Source organism: Plebeiibacterium sediminum (assembly GCF_026013605.1).
Classification (GTDB): Bacteria; Bacteroidota; Bacteroidia; order Bacteroidales; family Marinilabiliaceae; genus Saccharicrinis; species Saccharicrinis sediminus.
The window spans coordinates 1-20,411 of the sequence record NZ_JAPDPJ010000057.1; the positions used below are offsets into that span (position 1 = coordinate 1).

Genomic DNA, 20,411 nt, shown 5'->3' on the forward strand with positions numbered 1-20,411 from the left:
CTCTGTATTAGGTTTTTCATCCCTTATAAAGTTATCATTATGTCATCTTTTTATCTCGCCTTTCGTTCAAAGCGGGTGCAAAGAAAGAGACTTTATTTTTACTTTCCAAACAAAATTGAATTATTTATTTTGCAGAAAAACAAAGTTAACAAGTAAACCACTTTTTGTCAAGTGGTTAATTAGCGAAAGTTTTTTTTTGAAAAAACAAGAAGGCTGATTGTTTCTGTTAGTTCAACAATCAACCTTCTTTATCTTTTCTTATTTATTAAATACAAGATGGTATTAAAAATACAAATCCCGTTCTCCACGTTTAATTTTTTCTAAACGTTCCTCCAACTTCGATTTAAAGCGATCATCTTCATATTTATCCAATTCATCTGCTATTAATTGATAACCTTTAATTTTAGTTTGCTCAGGAGCATAATCCTCTAGATACTCAGCCAAAGTCAACATAGCATTAGGCTGGCAAAATCTTTTAATAAAGCCAGGTACTGAAAACTCCATGAAATGTTCGCCTGTTCTATTTAATCTGTAACATGCCGTACAAAACGAAGGAATGAAACCATTACCCACCAATTCCTCCATTACTTCATTTAATGAACGATTATCATTTATTACAAATTGTTCCTGATCAATATCCTGCTTAACCTCCTTCTGAGAGTAACCTCCCAATTCTATATTTGTTCCTCCATCAATCTGAGAAACTCCAAATTGCATGATTTCATCTCTAATTTCAGCAGGTTCACGAGCTGTTAAAATCAAACCGGTATACGGTACAGCCAATCTCAAGATCGCAACCAAACGAGTAAAGTCCTCATCCGACACCATCCATTTATTATCAATATTCATTTCGGACGCATCCTTTATACGTGGGAAGGAAATGGTATGCGGACCAACATTATAAACTGCTTCAAAGTGATTTACATGCCGAAGTAATCCTAACACTTCAAATCGCCAATCATACAATCCTAGCAAGGCTCCAATTCCCAAATCATCAATCCCCCCTTCCATGGCTCTGTCTAAGCCTGCAATTCTCCAGTCGTAATCTCTTTTCAGTCCGCTTTTATGAACTTTTAAATAAGTCTCTCGATGATAAGTTTCCTGAAAAATCTGGTAAGTTCCTATTCCTGCCTCTTTTACAGTTTTAAAACCTTCTATATCTAATGGAGCTGCATTAATATTTACTCGTCGAATCTCGCCATTTTTATGCTTGACAGAATAAACAGTTCTAACAGTGTCTGCAATATATTGCGCATTATATTTTGGGTGCTCGCCATAAACTAAAATTAATCTTTTATGACCTGCATCTTCCAATGCCTTCACTTCATTTTTGAGATCTTCAGTAGATAACGTAACCCTTTTCTGAGACTTATTCTCGGCACGAAAACCACAATAAGAACAATTATTAATACATAAATTACCTACATATAAAGGAGCGAAAAGAACGATTCGTTTTCCGTAAACCCGTTCTTTTAATTCCTTGGCTGCCTGTTTAATTTCATGGATTAATTCCGGATCTTTTGCGTTTATCAATATAGCTGTCTCCTGAAGTGAGAGTCTTTCTTTATTCAAAGACTTACTAATAACAGCACGTACCTCATCAGCAGTTGGATTCTTTTTGGCCTCTAGTATTTCGTGAATTTCATCTGAATCGATAAAATTCTCCATTGAACGATCTTCTATCTTATATTTTTGAGGATGATAGATTATTGACATTTTAGCATAATTTTTAGAATGCAAAAATAACTGCTTTTAAGGACATAAAGGCAACAGAATACCGAATAAAACACTTCAGACTTAAACCACTATTACAAATGCACTAATATTCAATACTTTAAATCATTCCTTAATCAATATCTCTCCAAGATCATTAACTTATTATATCTGAAATCTAAGTTGAGAATAGCATCTTTTGAACATCAACTCCATCAATAATAATCAATTCTTGTTCTAATTTTACTTGTTCCTGAATATCTCCAAATAGTTCAAGAATAATTAAACCACTTTTACTACAAAAATCATCAGTAACTTCGTGCAAGCCTAAACGAGTTTTTATTGAACATCCATACTTAGTAAGAACCTGTTGCACTTCGCCAGCTTCTTTGATTCTATCATAGATTCTTACTCCCAAAATTGTAATTCCAGATTGCATTGACATAGCTTAAGAAATTTATATTCTACAAAAAGTTAAACGAAGTAGATGAATTATTCAAGTAAATCATATACAAAAAAACCACCAGCTTATTCAACTGATGGTTTCTGGTAAATTATAAAGTCAATGCTTATTACCTTATTTTGCGTAGCTTACCACATGAACTGTATTCTTTTCTGCATCAGTAAATTTTGTATTTACTATAACTACACCATTTTCACCTTTCTTACCATATTTTTCAATAGCCGATTGCTCTTTTAGCACGTCAATTGATTCAATTTGCTTTGGATCAATTTTTTCAAGTTCATTATAATCTATTTCCTTGCCATCAACAATTAAAAGTGGTTGTTTTGCTGACCCAACTACTGATTCATTTTTAGCTGCTCCTTCTAAAACAAAATTAATAGGAACGGTAAAGCTTACATTTACGTATTCACCTTGTTTCATTCCCGGTTCCCACTTAGGCATTGCTTTTATAACTCGTATCGCTTCTTCATCAATTGTTTCATGTACACCTCGTGCTATTTTTGTATCTTTTACTGATCCATCTTTCGCTACAACAAAACTTACATATACACGCCCTTGGATACCCAGTTCCTGAGCCTTTACCGGATATTTTACATTTATCGCAATAAATTTTCTCAATTCCATTTCTCCTCCTGGAAACTCAGGCATTTTTTCAACAACAGTATAAGCTACCTCATCATCGAGAGCACTACCTGTTCCTTTTAGTTGATTTTCTATGTTTTCAGCGCCCTCTTCTTCATACTCATTATCGCATGCAAAAAAGAAAGTTACTGAGGATACAACCATTAACGCAATAATTGCTTTTATAACACCGTAATTTTTTAATGAATTATTTGTCATCATTTTGAATCTTTTTTTTGTAATAGACTGGTTAAAATTATTAACAGGCAACAGTCTAATTCCGGAAGCCTGAAATAACAATAACATTTTGTACTGGCTAATAGAAGTACCTTTACTTAATACTTCTTTATCTGCCTGAAATTCGTGAAGTTCCTTCAATAAGCGTCTGATTATCCAGGCAAAAGGATTAAACCATTGCATAATTAAAAGTGCTTCGGTAATTAAAACGTCTAGTGAATGTTTGAATCGAACATGAGCTTTTTCGTGATCCATTATTTTATTCAAATCTTCATTTGTATATAATGATCGATTCACAAAAATGACATGAAAGAATGAAAAAGGATTAAAACGACCAGGCAAATCAGCCACTCTATATCCTTCAATTTTTGTCCAGACTGCACTTCTGGAGAGTCCGCCCAATCGAACAAATCCATAAAGCAACCTGGCCATTAGCAATACTACTCCTATTAAATACAACCAATTAAACATCTGAAATCTTACAATTACTGGTACAACAGCTTCTTGCACCTGTCCGGAATACACATTAATAGATCCCAACAAGTATGAGATTCCCTGTGTTTGATTTTCAGTATTTAAAGGAGTTGCAAAATGTACTAAAGGAACTACTGCCGACAGCAATAATGATAAGAGTAGATAAACTCTATTAAAATGAAACATTCGTTCATTATGAAGAACCAAACGATAAAAGATAGTCAATACACCAAGTATCAGCGATGACTCCATTAGATATTGTATAAATGTTTCCATATCTATTCTTTTTCTTTTTTTAATTCATCTTTAATATCATTCATCAACTCCTCAAGTTCCTCAATATCCATTTTATCTTCTTTTGCAAAAAACGATACCAATTCTTTTAATGAACCTTGAAAATAATTAGATACAAATCGTTTCATAAACTTTTTACGATAAGCCTCTTTTGAAACTATTGCAAAATAAAGGTATCCTCTACCCTCCTTTTCATGATCTACAAAACCTTTTGTTTCTAAAATTCTGACTATAGTAGAAATGGTATTAAAAGCAGGTTTGGGTTCCTGCATTTTGTCTATAATGCTTTTTACTGTGGTTTTGCCTAATTCCCACATTATTTGCATCACTTGTTCTTCTGCTTTTGTTAATTCTTTCATTTTATATTCTATAATAAAGGTTATTGAAACAGTAAACATGTTTCAATTTCATCAACCTCACATTCAATTCAACTAAATCACTAGTTCAAAAATAATCCTTGACAATCAGAAAAGCAAACTTTTAAACTATTATTTTAGTTCAAACTATAAATTCATTAATCCTCCAACCAACACACAATCCCTTTAATACCTGTTTTTCATTACTTTAAATCCATCATCCTTAAAATTAATAAAATAATTTCTTCTGATTTTGAAATAATTATATACTTTTGCTAAACCGTTTTACTAAAACATGACAAAGATTTCGATAAATAAAATAGCTGAGTTGGCAGGCGTTTCAAAGACTACTGTTTCATTCGTTTTAAATGGAAGAGGTGATGAAAAAAATATTAGCCAGAAAACTCAGGAAAAAATTCTTGCAGTTGCTCGTGAGAACAATTACAAAGCAAACTATATTGCCCGAAGTCTCTCCTTAGGAAAATCATTTACAATAGGCTTTATTGTACCTGACATTTCAAACCCATTTTTTGGAAAAATTGCAAAGCAAATAGAAACTGTTGCTGAAAAGAAAGGCTATTCAGTAATGGTTGCTAATACCAATGAAGATGTTTTAAAGGAAACGAATATTATTGAAAGCTTTAAGGCGCGACAAATTGATGGAATCATTTTAGCAAGCGCATCAAAAAACTACAATCAACTTACATCAATAATTGGTAAAGATTATCCATCAGTATTTTTTGACAGGTTTCTTCCTAATATGAATAAACCTTTTATTGGTATAAATAACTTTGAAACAGCGCAACAATTAACTGAGTTACTAATTCAAAAAGGTCATAAAAAGATTGCACTGGTTTCAATTACATCATATTTACCAAACATAGTTAACAGGATAAATGGCTATAAGGATGCTTTAACGACCTCTGAAATTGGAGTAAATGAAGATTTAATTTTTGAAATTGAACCTACTGACATTAAAAATGGGATTAAACAAGTCATTTCTAATATGGTTGAAGGAGAAAATCCAACAACTGCAATTCTATTTTTAAACAACGTACTTACTGCTGAAGCTATTTGGACCGTTAACACATTATATCCGGAATACAAAGATCAGCTTGATTTTGCCAGTTTTGATAATCTGGATCTTTTTGATTACTCAACTCCCAGGGTTATATCAGCACTACAGCCCAGCGAGGATATTGCAAACCTTGCAGTTAATATGCTTTGTGATCAAATTGATAACAATAACCAACACGAAGGAATTCAGTTAGATACATCCATAATAACAAGATAAAATTAAAATGAGTACACATTATTTATATTACTCAATCCATTTACTAAACCGGTTTAATAAAACAATTTAAAATCAACTAAATAAATCCATAATATTAATAAAATGAATATTAATTACGATAATAGAATTGTCCTTACCCTTGATGCAGGGGGAACTAACTTTGTATTCAATGCAATACAAGGTGGCAAACTACTTATTGACCCTATTACGTCTCCTTCATACGGAGATCAACTTGAGAAATGTCTACATACCATAATTGATGGTTTTAATAAGGTAAAATCTCAATTAAATGAGGAGCCAGTTGCAATTAGCTTTGCATTTCCTGGTCCTGCAGATTACCCTAACGGAATTATTGGCGATTTAGGAAATCTTCCTGGATTCAGAGGTGGTATTGCTTTGGCTGATATGCTAAACGAACAGTTTAATATTCCGGTATTTATTCAAAATGATGGAGACCTTTATGCATACGGAGAAGCTTTGGGTGGTATTCTTCCTGAAATCAATAACAAAAGCGAAAAACAATACAAGAATTTAATTGGAGTAACTCTTGGAACTGGTTTTGGTGCAGGTTTAGTTCATGATGGGACTTTAATTACTGGCGACAATAGCATTGCTTCTGAGGTTTGGCTAATAGCAAACTCTATATCACCTGATAAAAATGCAGAAGAAGGTGTTAGCACCAGAGCTATTATTAATACGTATAAAAATCTATCTGGTGAGAAGGAAAAAGACCATATGCCTGTAGACATTTACAAAATTGCCTTAGGAAAAGTAGAGGGTGATAGTGAAGCAGCTAAAAATGCATTTAAAGAGTTTGGAAGACATCTGGGAGATTCACTTGCTACGCTAATTACTTTATTTGACGGTATTGTAGTTATTGGCGGAGGAATTACTGGTGCTAGTGAGCTTTTTATGCCTGAAGCTATGAATATTTTAAGAGGTAAGTTTGATTGTGGACAAAGTCGTTTGGTTCATGATGTTTACTTTATAGATAACAAAGATGAAGCTGCCGAATTTTTCAAATCAACATCGGTAACAATCAAAGTTCCCTTTTCAGAGAAAACAATACCTTATAACAAAGAACAAAAAATTGCTATCGCAACAAGTAAAATAGATGCTAGTGAAGCCATCGCACTTGGAGCGTATGCATATGCATTAAAAATGTTAGATAAATAAAAATAAGAATATGTTATATCCATTAAAATTTAGTCCTATTTTAAAGGAAATGATTTGGGGTGGTTCAAAAATCCCTGAAACATTAAACATTGCGGTTGAGGCTGACACAAAGATTGGTGAAAACTTCACTCTTTCCGGATTAGAAAATGATCTTTCCGTAGTTTCAAACGGAGATTTAAAAGGGAAAAACCTGGTTGAACTGATCAATGAATACAAAGGCCAGCTAATTGGAGATAAAGTTTATGCTCAATTTGGAAGTAAATTCCCTTTATTATTAAAGTATATTGATGCAAACGATGATTTATCCATTCAGGTACATCCAAATGATGAGCTTGCCAAAATAAAACATAATTCTTTTGGTAAAACTGAAATGTGGTATGTTATCGAAGCAGAAGAAAACGCAAGTTTAATTTCCGGATTTTCAAAAGTAACTTCAGCAAAAGAATTTGAAGAATTACACCAGAATAAAAATATCATGAGTTTAATGCAAATGCATAATACTCAAAAAGGAGATACATTCTTTATTCCTGCAGGAAAGGTTCACTCTATTGGTAGAGGAAACCTAATTGCTGAAATTCAACAAACTTCAGACATTACTTACAGAATTTACGACTTTGACAGAACGGATAAATTTGGTAATCCAAGAGAGTTACATCACGAACTTGCAATGGATGCAATGAATTTCTCTGATAATGAATCTGGAAAAGTGGATTATACTCCATTAAAAAATCAAAGCGTAAACGTAGCTCAATGTCAATATTTTACCACAAATTTTATTGAGGTTAATGGTGAATTATCGAAGAACTATGACTCTGTTGATTCTTTTGTTATTCTTATGAATGTGGGTGGTGAGTGTTCTATACAATTTGAAAACGAAACTATTTCGTTAAATATGATGGAAACAGCTCTAATTCCTGCATGTATTAAAGATATTTCTGTTTCAGGAAATGCAGAATTACTTGAAGTTTATATTTAATTTCAATTACTACACATTATATATTCAAAAAGAACAAAGCCCCTTAAATTATTGAGGGGCTTTGCTATGTAATATACTAATACAAACAATACTGTTAATTCCAGTTTAACTGACCTACAACTTCATAGGCATAACCATGATTGGTTTCTATTTTTTTAAATAATGTATTTCTAAATTCATAGTAGATTCGTCCTTCGATGGAAACTCTTTCTGCATAGATTGGTAAATGATGAACTACTGCTCCAACCGGAGGTGTTACTTGTTCATAATAACCTCTGTGATTTTTATAAAATACGCCATCCGTAAAGAATAAAGTAATACCATTAAATTTAATTCGTACATGATTACCTGGTAAATGTGTAACTCGTCTATTGTAATCATGGCAGGCAACAACACCATGAGAATGTTTCTTATTATAATTTACATAGTGTTTGTCACTGTGTTTTGAATCATATTTATTCGAATTATAGCCCTTAGTGTAGTTGTCACTTTTTTTCTTTTGGTTATAGGCTAATCTATCTCTATCTGAAAATCTATCCAAACGATCCAGATCATTAATTCTACGTGATGAATTTTGTTTGTTATACGTTGAAGTTCGTTGACCTCTTTGAGATCTTTTGGCAACTTCCTCTTTATGGTTTTCATTCCTATTTTCGGTATATCTGGTTCTGTTTTGAGCAGATACACTTACAACAAATGTTGCAGCTAAAAATATTAAAATACCTTTTTTCATGACCTTAGTTTTTTTTAGTTAATACTTAACATCCCGTCACGACAGTCCATTCAATTGAATTAAGATTGATTAATTCATAAAGTAAATTCATCAACCTCGACTAACTCTTTCCAAAAACCAGGCCAAAGCCATATCTAACTATATTACTGCAAATTAAACACCCTATAACAACACTGTTTTTTTAACAAAAGGATAATATTTCAAACTAAAGTCAGTTTACTTTTAAAATATATGATACATTTGATTCTAATTGAATAGGAATTTCCATATCATGATCAATTTTTACTGAAGTTTTGAATTGATGATACAACAGATCCTCTATGGTTACGATACTCTCAACAATTCCTATTTTTACCAATAAAGAGGCTGGAACTCTCAAATTAAATTGGACCTTATCTTGACCAAAGTTAGAGACTACAATCAATTTTTCTTCTTTACTCCATCTTACAAATGCGTATACTTTGTCATTATAACCTTCCGTTTTTTTTCTGTTATAATCATGAATCTCTGCATACTCCCCCATCAATGCATTACTATTAATAGTAAAATTGAGCAATCTCTTGTAAAAGTCTCGTAGCTCTTTTTCTTTGTCAGACAATTGTCCTCCATCAAAAGCACCATTATTCATCCATCTCTGGTGATGTGGAACACCAATATAATCAAAAATAGAAGTTCTGGAAGGAGCTCCAAACCCGGCTTCTTCAGCACCTGGCTCTCCTACTTCCTGACCAAAATAAATCATAGTTGGAGAAGTACTTAAGGTAGCAGAAACAACCATAGCAGGCATACCTTTAAATGCGTCACCTGCAAACTCAGGAGATGCAATTCTTTGTTCATCATGATTTTCAAGAAAATGAAGCATATGATGCTCAATATCTTCTGCTGCTTTTTGTATAGGTGCAATATGATTGGTGGATCCATAACCTTGCATCACGTGCTTTAAAGTATCGTATAAATCTACTTTATCATATAAATAATCCATTTTTCCTTTATGAATATAATCACGGAATAATTTAGGCTGATAAACCTCAGCCAATAAAAAGGCATCCGGATTTTTCATTTTTACAGATGAATTCATAAAACTCCAAAATTCAACAGGAACCATCTCCGCCATATCATACCTAAATCCATCCACGCCAAAATCAATCCAAAACAATGCAATATCTCTAAACTTTTTCCATGAATTTGGCACTTCTTTATTCTTCCAGAATTCAAAATGAGCTTTATAGTCCATCTTGCTATAAGCAGAAGGCAGCGTATCAAAGTCCAAAGTGCCATCTGGTTTTACGCCATAATTGATTTTAACTGTTTCGTACCAATCATAATGACTTGGTTGAGACAAACGAGAACCATTACCTGTCCATTTTGCAGGATCTTCTTCAAATTTTCCATCTGCCATTGGATGCTTCTCACCTCCTAATGGTTTATATCCATTCAATGGTTCCGGTACTTTAAAGGGTTCATTAACTACATAATAAAAGTTATTATCCTTGGCATATTCAACTGTTGTATCATCATCTGCACCAAAATCAGTAACACCTTCTGGATTATTTAGTCCATGATAATTACGGGCTACATGGTTTGGAACAATATCAATAATTACTTTCATACCATGTTGATGTGTACGAATGACCAATGCCTTAAATTCCTCTAACCTATTAGCTGGATCTTCGGCTAAATCCGGATCTACCTGATAATAATCTTTTACTGCATAAGGTGATCCTGCCCTACCTTTAACCACATCCGGATCATCATTAGAAATTCCATATTTAGTATAATCGGTAATAGTTGCATGGTGAGGTACTCCTGTATACCAAACATGAGTAACGCCAAGATCTTTTATTTCACTTAATGCTTTATCTGTAAAATCATTAAACTTACCTACCCCATTTTCTTCAATTGTTCCCCATGGTTTATTAGTAGTATTTGTATTTCCAAACAATCGGGTAAAAACCTGGTAAACAACAACTTTTTTTGATTTATCCTCTTTTGATTCTTTTTCAGTTTTTTGTTGACAGCCTACAAACATTAATGCAACAAAAATTCCTATAAAAATTAATATCCTGTTCATATCTGATTTTTTATTTTCTAATGGTCATATTGATTTCTTTATCTCCATACATCACTCCGGTGACTAGTAATTTATGTTCTTTTTGATTGTATATGTATCGCACCGAATCATCATTTACTAAAACTCGTTTAGGCTTCTGTACTACATTATGAATCACAAAAGAAATATTTCGATCCTCCGGCTTCCCATCATATTCATTTGATTCTCTGGTTACCTTAATGGATATCTTTTGGTCATCATTTTCGGACTCAAAAAATAATTTTTCATACAAATGATTTATCCAACTGTTGTTTGTTTTCCCATCATCATCATACATATACCCTTTTGATTTTTCAGCATCTGCATCATAATAGTAATGCAAAGTCAGATCTTTAGTATAATACGCTTCCATATTACTAAAAGCCTTTACCATCGGAATAAAAGCCCCTCCTTTAACAAATACAGGTATTTCATTAATTGTAACAGATACCTCCACAACTTGTCCACCACTATACTTTTGCTCTGTAAAAAAATGATACCAATTACTCCCTTCAGGAAGCGTCACATTCCAGTTTTGTGCTCCTTTTTCGGTAATAGGTGAAACCAAGAAATTATCACCCCACAGATAATTCGCTTTATTTGAAATCAAAGACGTATCTCCACTTGCATAAAACAACGGTCGCATCAATGGTATTCCTTTGGTTGCATTTTCATATACCATTGTATATAAATAGGGAGTTAAACGATATCGAAGTTTAATAAATTCTCGTGCAATACTTTTAGTTTTCTTATCCCAGTAAATTGGCTCCGGTGGCACATCCGACTGTGCATGCGTTCTGAATACAGGTTGAAAAACACCATATTGCAACCATCGTGTATACAACTCTGCATCTTTATAATCACCTGCAAAACCACCTAAATCAGAATGCATATAAGCCAATCCCTGCAATCCCATTTGTAAGGATATTTCAACCTGAGGCTTTAACCCGCCCCATGTTCTGCTTACATCTCCGCTCCAGGGAATCATACCATAACGCTGAGAACCTGCAAATCCGGATCTCATCAATATGACTGGTCGTTTCTTGGGAAAATCGTTTGTAAATCCATTAAAAATCGTCCTGGCCCATTCATGTCCGTATGCATTATGAACCAAATCAGCCTTTCCGTTAACATGATGCAATTCTGAAGGATGTAATTCCGGTTCTCCAAGATCGCCCCACCATCCTTCAACTCCACTTAATGTATGTTTTTTATAAATATCCCAGAACCATTCCTGGGTTTCTGGTTTAAAAATATCGAGCAAAGTAGTTGTACCAAAGTAAAAATCATAAACAAATGGCTGCCCTAACGAGTCTGTGCCTAACAGTTGTTGCTCTATACACTCATCATATTTACCGGTATTTTTAAGAATAAAAGGTTCTGTAATCAGTACTGTCTTTACTCCTTTATTCTTTAATCCACTCATCATTTTTTCCGGTTCAGGAAAAGCTTGTTTATCCCATTCCAGATTTCCCATATAGCCTTTTACATCAGGACCAAACCAGAATAAATCCAAGACAATACCATCTAAAGGTATTTGTTGCTTTTGATAAGTCGAAACAACTTCTTCAACTTCCTTTTGTGATTTATATCCCATCCGTGAGGAAATATTCCCCAAGGCCCAACGTGGAGGCATTGGCTGATGTCCCGTTACTTGAGTATAATTTTCTGTTAAAGATGGATAATCTTCTCCACCAACAACCACATAACTTAGCCTTCCTCCTTTTGTTTCAAATTGAAGTATATCCTTTTCTGTTTTTCCTAAATCCATCCATCCATCAGCTACATTATCGAACAAAAGCATGTACTTGTTTGATGAAATAACAATAGGTAATGAATAATACATTAAATCAGCGTGTGTTTCGTAGCCATAGCTAGCCCTGTTATATAATCTTAAACGATTTCCTCTTCGATCCATTCCTAAAACACGCTCACCACCACCCATTAATTTCTCATCAGGGTCAAGCTGCATTCTAAATCCTTTAATTGAATCATTAAACAGTAATCCTTGTTCCTCCTTAAACAGCAATGAATCTTTATAGAAATAAGAAATTGCTAGAGGACATTTTTGGATGTGAACGTTTAAGTTATTCGTAGAAAATAAAATATGATCTGATTTATTTTCAAGATGAGTTTCTACCTTACCAAGATGTTTTTCCAAGGCATAAGATGGTGCTGCCTCATATCCCATTGGCAAATAATTAACTTCAATTGAGTGATCTGACAAAGCTGTCAAGTGAATATTCGCATCATTTGTTTCTATGTTTATACCATTTTCAAATTCATGAATATCTTTTACATATCTCCCTTCCGGATTACATGTACATCCGTACAAAACAACAATTGTCGTAGACAATAAAACAACAAAAAATCTTAAATTTCTATACATTGAATTCATATTTACAATCAAAAATACTCCAACAAAAAGGCAGTATCATATAAAATGATATATCCTGACACTCTTCTTTCAATGCAATATCCACTATTTTAATTGCTTCTTCAAAAAATATAAAGCACATAATTCATACTAATCTATATAACAATATATTAAACAACCACTACCAGCAGAAAATATAGATTAAATCTGAAGCATTTTATCTACTTTTTTTAAGTTTAGAATAATAAAATTCATTATTAAACTAAATTATTAGTTAATTTATTTGAGATAAAACATTATTCCCTTATATTTAAACTAAATTATTAGTTAAAACACTTTTACTATGAAATCATTTATCTTATGCTTGATCCTGATTACCTCTATATCTGCTATTACACATTCTCAAGTTTCACTCAACTCTTTTGATGATACTATGGCAGAATCCAGCTCACAGAGCAAAATAAAACTGGCTAAAAATTTGGTATACAATTTTAAGTTAGATAGCGCTATAATTGTCTACCAGAATATTTTTGCAGAAGACTCGAGTAACATTGAAATAATACAAGAACTAGAAACTTTATATTTTAAAACATCAAACTACGATTCCGCACTTATTTATATTGATAAGATGTTAAGCATTGAACCTGATAACCAACATTATTGTATCAAAAAAGGAATCATCTTATCAAAAATGAAAGAATATGCCAAGGCCCTTGAGATATTTAAGTCTGTATTAAAATCGGATATCAATAACCAATATATAATAACTCAGATTGCAGATATTTATAGAAACATCAATAATGTTGATAGTGCCTACTTCTATTATACTTCAGCATGTGAATTGAAACCTAATATATCAACTCTTATAAAAGCAAGTGATGTTTTATTAAAAAACAAATGGAACAAAGAAACCATGCATTTTATTGAAAAATACAATTCTTCAGGCATGCTAAAAAGTAAGGTTCTTCAGCGTTTATACGGCAAAGCGCTATATCTTAATGACAGTGTATATCATTCATACGAAGTTTTTAATGAATTACATAAAAACGGTGACTCCTCTCAAGTAACCAATAAGTTTTTGGGATTATCATGCTGGAAAATAAAGCATTATATCAAAGGAGAAGAATTACTAAAACAATACATTAAAAAGGACACGACTGATTATTTAGCTTACTATGTATTAGGAAGATGTTGTTTACACAACAACAAAGCCGAAGAAAGCATTGAGTATATTACTAAATCATTCAATTTATATCAACCTAATCCAGAAACCATATCAATGATGTATAAAGCACTGGCAGAATCATATGAATGGATGCAAGATTACAATAAAGCACTTGAATTTTACAACCTTATAGCTGAAAGCGATCCTAAGAATATATACGGTGACTATAAAGTTGCTATGATTTACGATTATGATTTAAAAAACCAACGCAAAGCAATACAATGTTATAATGAACTAATTGATAAAATACATGCATCAGACCCCGCTAACAATAACAAAATAGAAATCTATTGCAAAAGAAGAATAAAAGAATTGGAAGAATCGGTGTTCTGGAATGAATAAAAATACATAAATCATCTCTTATTGTACAAATTCATAAAGGCATTTATTCGTAATTATATGGCATTTTAAACAATTTTGATATTTTCGTACTTTTACTAGCAAACGATGAAATAAGTAATATGAGCGAAAATATACCACAACTACAAAAAGATACAGAACTGGCTTTAAATCAGAGAAGAATAAAAGATGCTTTCTCTATATTAACAAAACTTGCTCAAAGTCATCATAAAGGATTATTAAATGATGATCTGTATAATCTCGAATTTACTTATAAAAGTATGCTTAAATATACTTTTGATGGAGTAACTGATCCTGAACAGCAAAAAGTATATAATAACATATTAAAATCTTGTTACGATTTAAGTGATGCTATCTTTTCATCCATTTATACAAATCAGTCCAACAACTTGTATTTCGAAACTAGAAGATCAAGTAACTTGTCTATAAATGCAGTAATTGATGAATTCTATAGCGAAAATGCAAAAGTACAAATGGCTAGTCAGGCTAATCTTAGTGTTGAATTTTCAGAAGCTACAATAACAAAATTATTTAATTGTATATGGGTATGTTCAAAAATCACAGAGGACGAGCAATCCAAAATTCAATCTTTAATTAACGATTCCAGCATTCATTACAGTATAAAATGTATTCTAATTTCAGGTATTACAATTAGTTTACTGCAAGAATTTAACGAGGAAAAAATTCTTATTCTTTTTAATGCTATATCAAACCATGAAGACACAATAGTACAAAGAGCCTTAACCGGATTATTACTTACTTTATTTAAATATGATAACAGATTATTCTTATATCCGGAAGTCAAAGCTCGTTTATCATTGATGCAAGAAGACAAGAAACTTACTCGAAATATATTAACAATCGTTATACAACTCATCAGAACAAGAGAAACTGAAAAAATATCTTCTAAACTAAATGATGAAATTTTACCTGAAGTTGTAAAAATGCAACCCAACTTAAGAAACAAACTTGATTTAGAAAATTTATTAGGTGATAAATTCATGGAAGGAGAAAATCCTGAGTGGGAGGATTTCTTTAAAGATTCGCCTGAGTTAATGAATAAACTTGAAGAGTTAACAGAATTACAAATGGAAGGTGCCGATGTTTTCCTTTCTACATTTAAAATGTTGAAACACTTCAGTTTCTTTAATATATTACAGAATTGGTTCACTCCTTTCTATCTTGAAAATCCTGAAATTAAAAGTGCGCTTGAACAAGACAATCTAATTTTTTCTAGTAAAAGTGTTCAGGATAGCCTGGCTAACTCAGGATTTTTATGTAATTCGGACAAGTACTCGCTATTTTTAAGTATTCCACATATGCCTCAATTTCAAAAAGAAATGATGGGCAATATGTTTAAGCAACAACTTGAACAAATGGATGAAATTGAAAGCAGTGAAAAAATGATTACACCGGAAAAGAAATCATCTATTATTTCAAACAGGTATATTCAGGATTTATATCGTTTTTATAAATTACATCCGCAACATATGCAATTTGAAGATGTATTTGCATGGAAAATGGACTTTCATAATAAAGCATTTTTTAAAGAATCAATTAGTAATGATGATAGTTTAAGACAAATTTCTGAGTTCACCTTTAAGAAGGGATACTTTACTGAAGCATCAGATGCATTTGAAGTTATTCTTGGAGAACAGTCAAATAACATCGAAATCATTCAAAAATTAGCCTATTGTTATCAACAAAATAAAAAGTATACTAAAGCATTAAACCAATATTTAAGGGCTGATATCTTAAAACCAGAACAACTTTGGACTACTAAAAAGATTGCTCTGATGTATAAACACTTAAAGCAACCAGAAAAAGCTTTGGAATATTACTTAATTGCCGAAAGAATTAATCCGGAAGATTTATATACACAGGCCTCTATTGGTCATTGTCATCTGGACTTAAAAAATTACAACGAGGCCTTGAAGTACTATTTTAAAGTTGAGTACCTGGACGATTCAAATACCAAAGTCTGGCGCCCTATAGCCTGGTGTTCTTTTGTAACAGGAAAATTAGATCAGGCTGAAAAATACTACCACAAATTATTGGTTTCTTCTTCTAACAAGCATGATTTAATAAACATTGGACACGTAATGTGGTGTAAAAACAACAGAAGAGAAGCTCTTAAATTTTATCAGAAAGCCATAACTCTGATGGACAATAATTTTGAATACTTTTTCGATGTATTTACCGAAGATATTCCTTATCTGACAAAGAATGGTATAAACAAACAAGACATCCCTTTTATTGTTGATCAGTTAAAATATAACATTGAAGAATAATTCTTTTTGGGGCATACTCCTTAATGAGTATGCCTTTCATTATTAACTAATTTTTTAAACATATCATAGCATTCCCATATGGCAAAAAAGAAAATAGACTCAGAATTATATAGTTATGGCATTTACACAAACTGGGACAGAAACTCAAAAAATCTTCCTAAACTTTTAAAAATTACAGATCAAATACCTCTTGAACTCGATATTGAATTTGGATACGTAATTAGAATAAAAGGAGCAAAAGGGAAAAGAATATCTTTTAAAATTGATCATCCACCATTTACTGATGAAAATGGGAAAACTGCTCCTCCATTTACCGGAGAATACTTTATAAGATCAAACGACTATGAATTTTTTCTAGGTGATACTATATGGGAACCAATTCACAACAAGAAAGGTGAATGGAAATTAACTACATGGCTTGAAGGGAAACTTTTAATTCAGAAATCACTATATGTTAAATAAATGTAATTATCTAGTTTAATACAACAGTTATTAAGAAGAATGTAAATCCTAAAAGTGCGATTACTAACAAAACTTCAATAACAAAAAACCAAAATATCTTCCTCTTTAACTTTACCGTATTATCATCTGTTTTTCTAAACATCTCCCTGACTTTTTTTATCATTGCGCTACAAAAATAATAGTTTAACTAATTGAATAAAATACCATTAACAGCTTTTAACTACAATTTAGATTCATTTAGTTGAACATATTTACCAAAAAACGATACCTTTTAATTATAAATACCCCAACATTTAATCACCTTAACTTTAATTAACTATCACAAGCTATTAAAAAAACAGCATCATTAAAAGTTAAAAATTATTAATAATTATGAGGCTATAAGATATATTTTAGACTATATTTCTAATAAAAACATTTATTCTGTAAAACAAATAGTGGAATTAAAGCTTTTAATAAATATGGTCGACTTTATTGGGTTTTTGTTTATTAAAGGTAATTTTGTTAGAACTAAAATGGTTATTAATGAATTATAGTTATAAAATAATATTATTTCTTTTACTTTTTATTGTAATTAAAACGCCTTTATTAGAGGCAAAAAATATTGTTGAAAGAATGGAACCTGAAAATTGGTGGTCTGATCTTCAATATAAAGATTTAATGATTACATTAAAAGGAGATAATCTTTCTCAATCTTTCATTAAGGTAAATTACAACGGTGTAAAATTTAATAATCTCATTTTTACTGCAGATCCCAATATCATTATCCTTAGTGTTGATATTGATAAGAACATACAACCAGGTAAAGTTCCTATTGAAGTATACCAAAATGGAAGACTTCAGGAAACTCTTTATTTTGAAATAAATCAAAGAGACAATGACCATCAATTTGCCAGATTAAACGAGTCGGATATACTATACCAAATAATAATAGATCGTTTTGCAAATGGGAACTACGATAATGACAAAATAAAAGATTACCTGGAGGTTACAAACAATGGCGACCCATCAGGTATACATGGCGGTGATATACAAGGCATTATTAACAATACAAACTACTTAAAATCTATAGGTGTTACTGCTGTTGAGTTATCCCCACTTTACGAAAGCAATCAGATATTCAACTCGTATTATCATGACGAAATCACGAACCATTATGAAATTGATAAGCGTTTAGGCAGTTTATCTGATATGCAAAACCTATCAAAAAATTTCAAAGCAGAGCACTTAAAATATATCCAAACTTTTACGCTCCATAAGGTAAGTAAACGTAATTGGCTATTTAAAAATGAGAATATTGCCAATGCAACATTCCAAAATAAACAATCCCCTCAAGAACAAGGCTATGCATACTCTTTGCAAACAGATCCTTATTCTGATCAGGCAACAATAAATAATCAATTACAAAATCAATATAGTTTAAGTACAGAATTATTTAATCAGGATATTAAACTCGTTTCTGATTATTTAATTCAAAATACCATTTGGTGGATTGAACAAACAAAGCCAGATGCTATAAAAATTGAAGATTGCCAGTTAAACAAACTTGATTTTTTGAAGAATTTACGAGAAAAACTGACTGAATTATATCCTGAATTAGGTGTTATTTATGATTATAACACCTTAAATTCTGATGAACTAGCCTATTGGAAAAAGCAAATAGACGGCAATAATATTGACTATATTTATGATTACCCGATTGCTAAAACATTAGAAAATGTATTCTCTGAATTCAGAAAACCAAGCGAAAGTACAGTTGATCTTCATCAAGCTATAGCTAAAGATTTTAATTATGAGAACCCTCAGCTTAATGTTATATTTATTGACAATAAGAATACATCAAGAGCATTTACATTAGCTGAGAAAAACATAAAACAAATGAAAATGTTAGCTACCTACCTTTTAACAACAAGAGGTATTCCTTCGATTTTTTATGGAACGGAATATTTATTGGATGGCAACATCATGAGAGGAGATGGAATAGCTAAGAAAAATTTCCCGGGAGGATGGCAAGAGGATTTAATAAATGGATTTGAGAACAAAAACATTCCATACGAACCAAGCGAATTTAATTCATATATTAAAAGTTTAATTAAGTATAGATCTGATAATCCTATATTATACACAGGTCAAACCCAGCATAAAATATATAAGGATGGAATCTATATTGTTTTAAAAACATCTGCAGATAAGCTGATTGTAATTATTTACAATAACAATACAACTTTACAAAAAATTAATATTTTAGATTGTTATAAATCAACTAACATTTACAGTTCGGCGTTTTGCCCAACTGATAATTTTGAGTTTAATGATCTTAAAAATGTTTTAATTGAACCAAAAACTGCATTAATATTAGAACTAAAATAATAAACATGAAAAAATTTGCTGTTATCCTGGCTGGTTGTGGAGTATTTGATGGCTCCGAAATACACGAAGCTACTTTAACTCTTTTGGCTATTCAAAAAAAAGGATCTGAATACCAATGCTTTGCTCCCAATATTGATCAACACCATGTGATTAATCATATTACAGGAGAGGAAATGCAACAAACCAGAAATGTATTAATCGAATCTGCAAGAATAGCTAGAGGAAATATCAAAGATATATCTGAACTTAACGTAGATGATTATGATGGGATCATTTTTCCGGGAGGTTTTGGTGTTGCCAAAAACCTAAGTGATTTTGCATTTAAAGGTGCAGAGATCGCGGTATTACCATCTGTGAGTGAAACAATCCTTGCTTTTTGGAAGGCAAAGAAACCTATTGGAGCGCTTTGTATTTCTCCTGCAATTATTGCTAAAGTTATTCCAAACGCTACGCTTACCATTGGGTCTGATGCCGGAACTAAAGATGCTATTGAAAAAATGGGAGCAAAGCATAAGCAAACTACACATGGCGAAGTTGTAACTGATGCCGAAAATAAAATAGTTACTACACCTTGTTATATGCTTGATGCAAACATTGCTCAAATTGAAGAAGGAGCAAACAATCTGGTGGATCAAATTCACCAATTATAAAATAAAAAAGCGAGATTTTTTTTTTAAAATCTCGCTTTTTATAATCTTTTTTTTAGTTTAAAAAAAGATTAACAATAGAACTACAGAAACAAATAAGATTTGAAATGCTAAAATAGCATTGGGAACATCTAAACTAAATAATTGTCTTAACAGAGTTGTTTGTTTGGTGATCTTCATTTTTCAATTTTATTGGGTTGGTATTAATTAATGCAATTTGATTACTTAAAAAGCATTTTCGGTGCACAAA

At 31.7% G+C, this 20,411-nt stretch carries 15 protein-coding genes; 8 read left to right on the forward strand and 7 right to left on the reverse strand.

Annotated elements, in window-relative coordinates; all coding sequences use genetic code 11:
* Positions 1 to 282: 282 nt before the first annotated feature.
* From hydG to OM075_RS18915, 4 genes are all read right to left on the reverse strand, one after another.
* Positions 283 to 1,716 (reverse strand): [FeFe] hydrogenase H-cluster radical SAM maturase HydG, encoded by a 1,434-nt coding sequence (gene hydG / locus OM075_RS18900; protein WP_301192106.1) that lies wholly within the window; start codon positions 1,714 to 1,716, stop codon positions 283 to 285.
* A 175-nt stretch (positions 1,717 to 1,891) separates the two neighbouring features.
* Positions 1,892 to 2,158 carry a CPF_0552 family protein gene (locus OM075_RS18905; protein WP_301192107.1) on the reverse strand — a complete coding sequence of 89 codons (267 nt, stop codon included), beginning with the start codon at positions 2,156 to 2,158 and terminating at the stop codon, positions 1,892 to 1,894.
* Between the two features lie 132 nt (positions 2,159 to 2,290).
* The gene (locus tag OM075_RS18910) at positions 2,291 to 3,787 is read right to left on the reverse strand and encodes a M56 family metallopeptidase (RefSeq protein WP_301192108.1); all 1,497 of its coding nucleotides are present in this window, start codon (positions 3,785 to 3,787) and stop codon (positions 2,291 to 2,293) included.
* Between the two features lie 2 nt (positions 3,788 to 3,789).
* Positions 3,790 to 4,164, reverse strand: coding sequence for a BlaI/MecI/CopY family transcriptional regulator (locus OM075_RS18915; protein WP_301192109.1), 375 nt, complete (start codon positions 4,162 to 4,164; stop codon positions 3,790 to 3,792).
* Between the two features lie 292 nt (positions 4,165 to 4,456).
* Between OM075_RS18915 and OM075_RS18920 the strand changes: the two genes are divergently transcribed.
* The 3 genes from OM075_RS18920 (at position 4,457) to OM075_RS18930 (ending at position 7,607) form a co-directional block, all read left to right on the forward strand.
* Positions 4,457 to 5,455, forward strand: coding sequence for a LacI family DNA-binding transcriptional regulator (locus tag OM075_RS18920; protein ID WP_301192110.1), 999 nt, complete (start codon positions 4,457 to 4,459; stop codon positions 5,453 to 5,455).
* Between the two features lie 102 nt (positions 5,456 to 5,557).
* Positions 5,558 to 6,631 (forward strand): ROK family protein, encoded by a 1,074-nt coding sequence (locus OM075_RS18925; protein ID WP_301192111.1) that lies wholly within the window; start codon positions 5,558 to 5,560, stop codon positions 6,629 to 6,631.
* Between the two features lie 10 nt (positions 6,632 to 6,641).
* On the forward strand, positions 6,642 to 7,607 hold the full coding sequence (locus OM075_RS18930; protein WP_301192112.1) for a type I phosphomannose isomerase catalytic subunit: 966 nt from the start codon (positions 6,642 to 6,644) through the stop codon (positions 7,605 to 7,607).
* Positions 7,608 to 7,701: 94 nt separating this feature from the next.
* Here the strand turns inward: OM075_RS18930 and OM075_RS18935 are convergent, their stop codons facing one another.
* The 3 genes from OM075_RS18935 to OM075_RS18945 form a co-directional block, all read right to left on the reverse strand.
* Positions 7,702 to 8,340 (reverse strand): DUF6515 family protein, encoded by a 639-nt coding sequence (locus OM075_RS18935; RefSeq protein WP_301192113.1) that lies wholly within the window; start codon positions 8,338 to 8,340, stop codon positions 7,702 to 7,704.
* Between the two features lie 211 nt (positions 8,341 to 8,551).
* A complete protein-coding gene (locus tag OM075_RS18940; RefSeq protein ID WP_301192114.1) occupies positions 8,552 to 10,411 on the reverse strand; it encodes an alpha-amylase family glycosyl hydrolase in 1,860 nt (619 codons plus the stop codon).
* Positions 10,412 to 10,421: 10 nt separating this feature from the next.
* Positions 10,422 to 12,818 carry a glycoside hydrolase family 31 protein gene (locus OM075_RS18945; protein ID WP_301192115.1) on the reverse strand — a complete coding sequence of 799 codons (2,397 nt, stop codon included), beginning with the start codon at positions 12,816 to 12,818 and terminating at the stop codon, positions 10,422 to 10,424.
* A 331-nt stretch (positions 12,819 to 13,149) separates the two neighbouring features.
* Between OM075_RS18945 and OM075_RS18950 the strand changes: the two genes are divergently transcribed.
* The 5 genes from OM075_RS18950 to elbB all read left to right on the forward strand — a co-directional run bounded on the left by OM075_RS18950 (position 13,150) and on the right by elbB (position 20,164).
* Positions 13,150 to 14,373 (forward strand): tetratricopeptide repeat protein, encoded by a 1,224-nt coding sequence (locus OM075_RS18950; RefSeq protein ID WP_301192116.1) that lies wholly within the window; start codon positions 13,150 to 13,152, stop codon positions 14,371 to 14,373.
* Positions 14,374 to 14,492: 119 nt separating this feature from the next.
* A complete protein-coding gene (locus tag OM075_RS18955; RefSeq protein WP_301192117.1) occupies positions 14,493 to 16,682 on the forward strand; it encodes a tetratricopeptide repeat protein in 2,190 nt (729 codons plus the stop codon).
* Positions 16,683 to 16,760: 78 nt separating this feature from the next.
* The gene (locus OM075_RS18960; protein ID WP_301192118.1) at positions 16,761 to 17,144 is read left to right on the forward strand and encodes a DUF3859 domain-containing protein; all 384 of its coding nucleotides are present in this window, start codon (positions 16,761 to 16,763) and stop codon (positions 17,142 to 17,144) included.
* Between the two features lie 525 nt (positions 17,145 to 17,669).
* Positions 17,670 to 19,514, forward strand: a complete 1,845-nt coding sequence (locus OM075_RS18965; protein ID WP_301192119.1) for an alpha-amylase family glycosyl hydrolase — start codon at positions 17,670 to 17,672, stop codon at positions 19,512 to 19,514.
* A gap of 5 nt (positions 19,515 to 19,519) precedes the next feature.
* A complete protein-coding gene (gene elbB / locus OM075_RS18970) occupies positions 19,520 to 20,164 on the forward strand; it encodes an isoprenoid biosynthesis glyoxalase ElbB (protein ID WP_301192120.1) in 645 nt (214 codons plus the stop codon).
* Positions 20,165 to 20,411 lie beyond the last annotated feature (247 nt).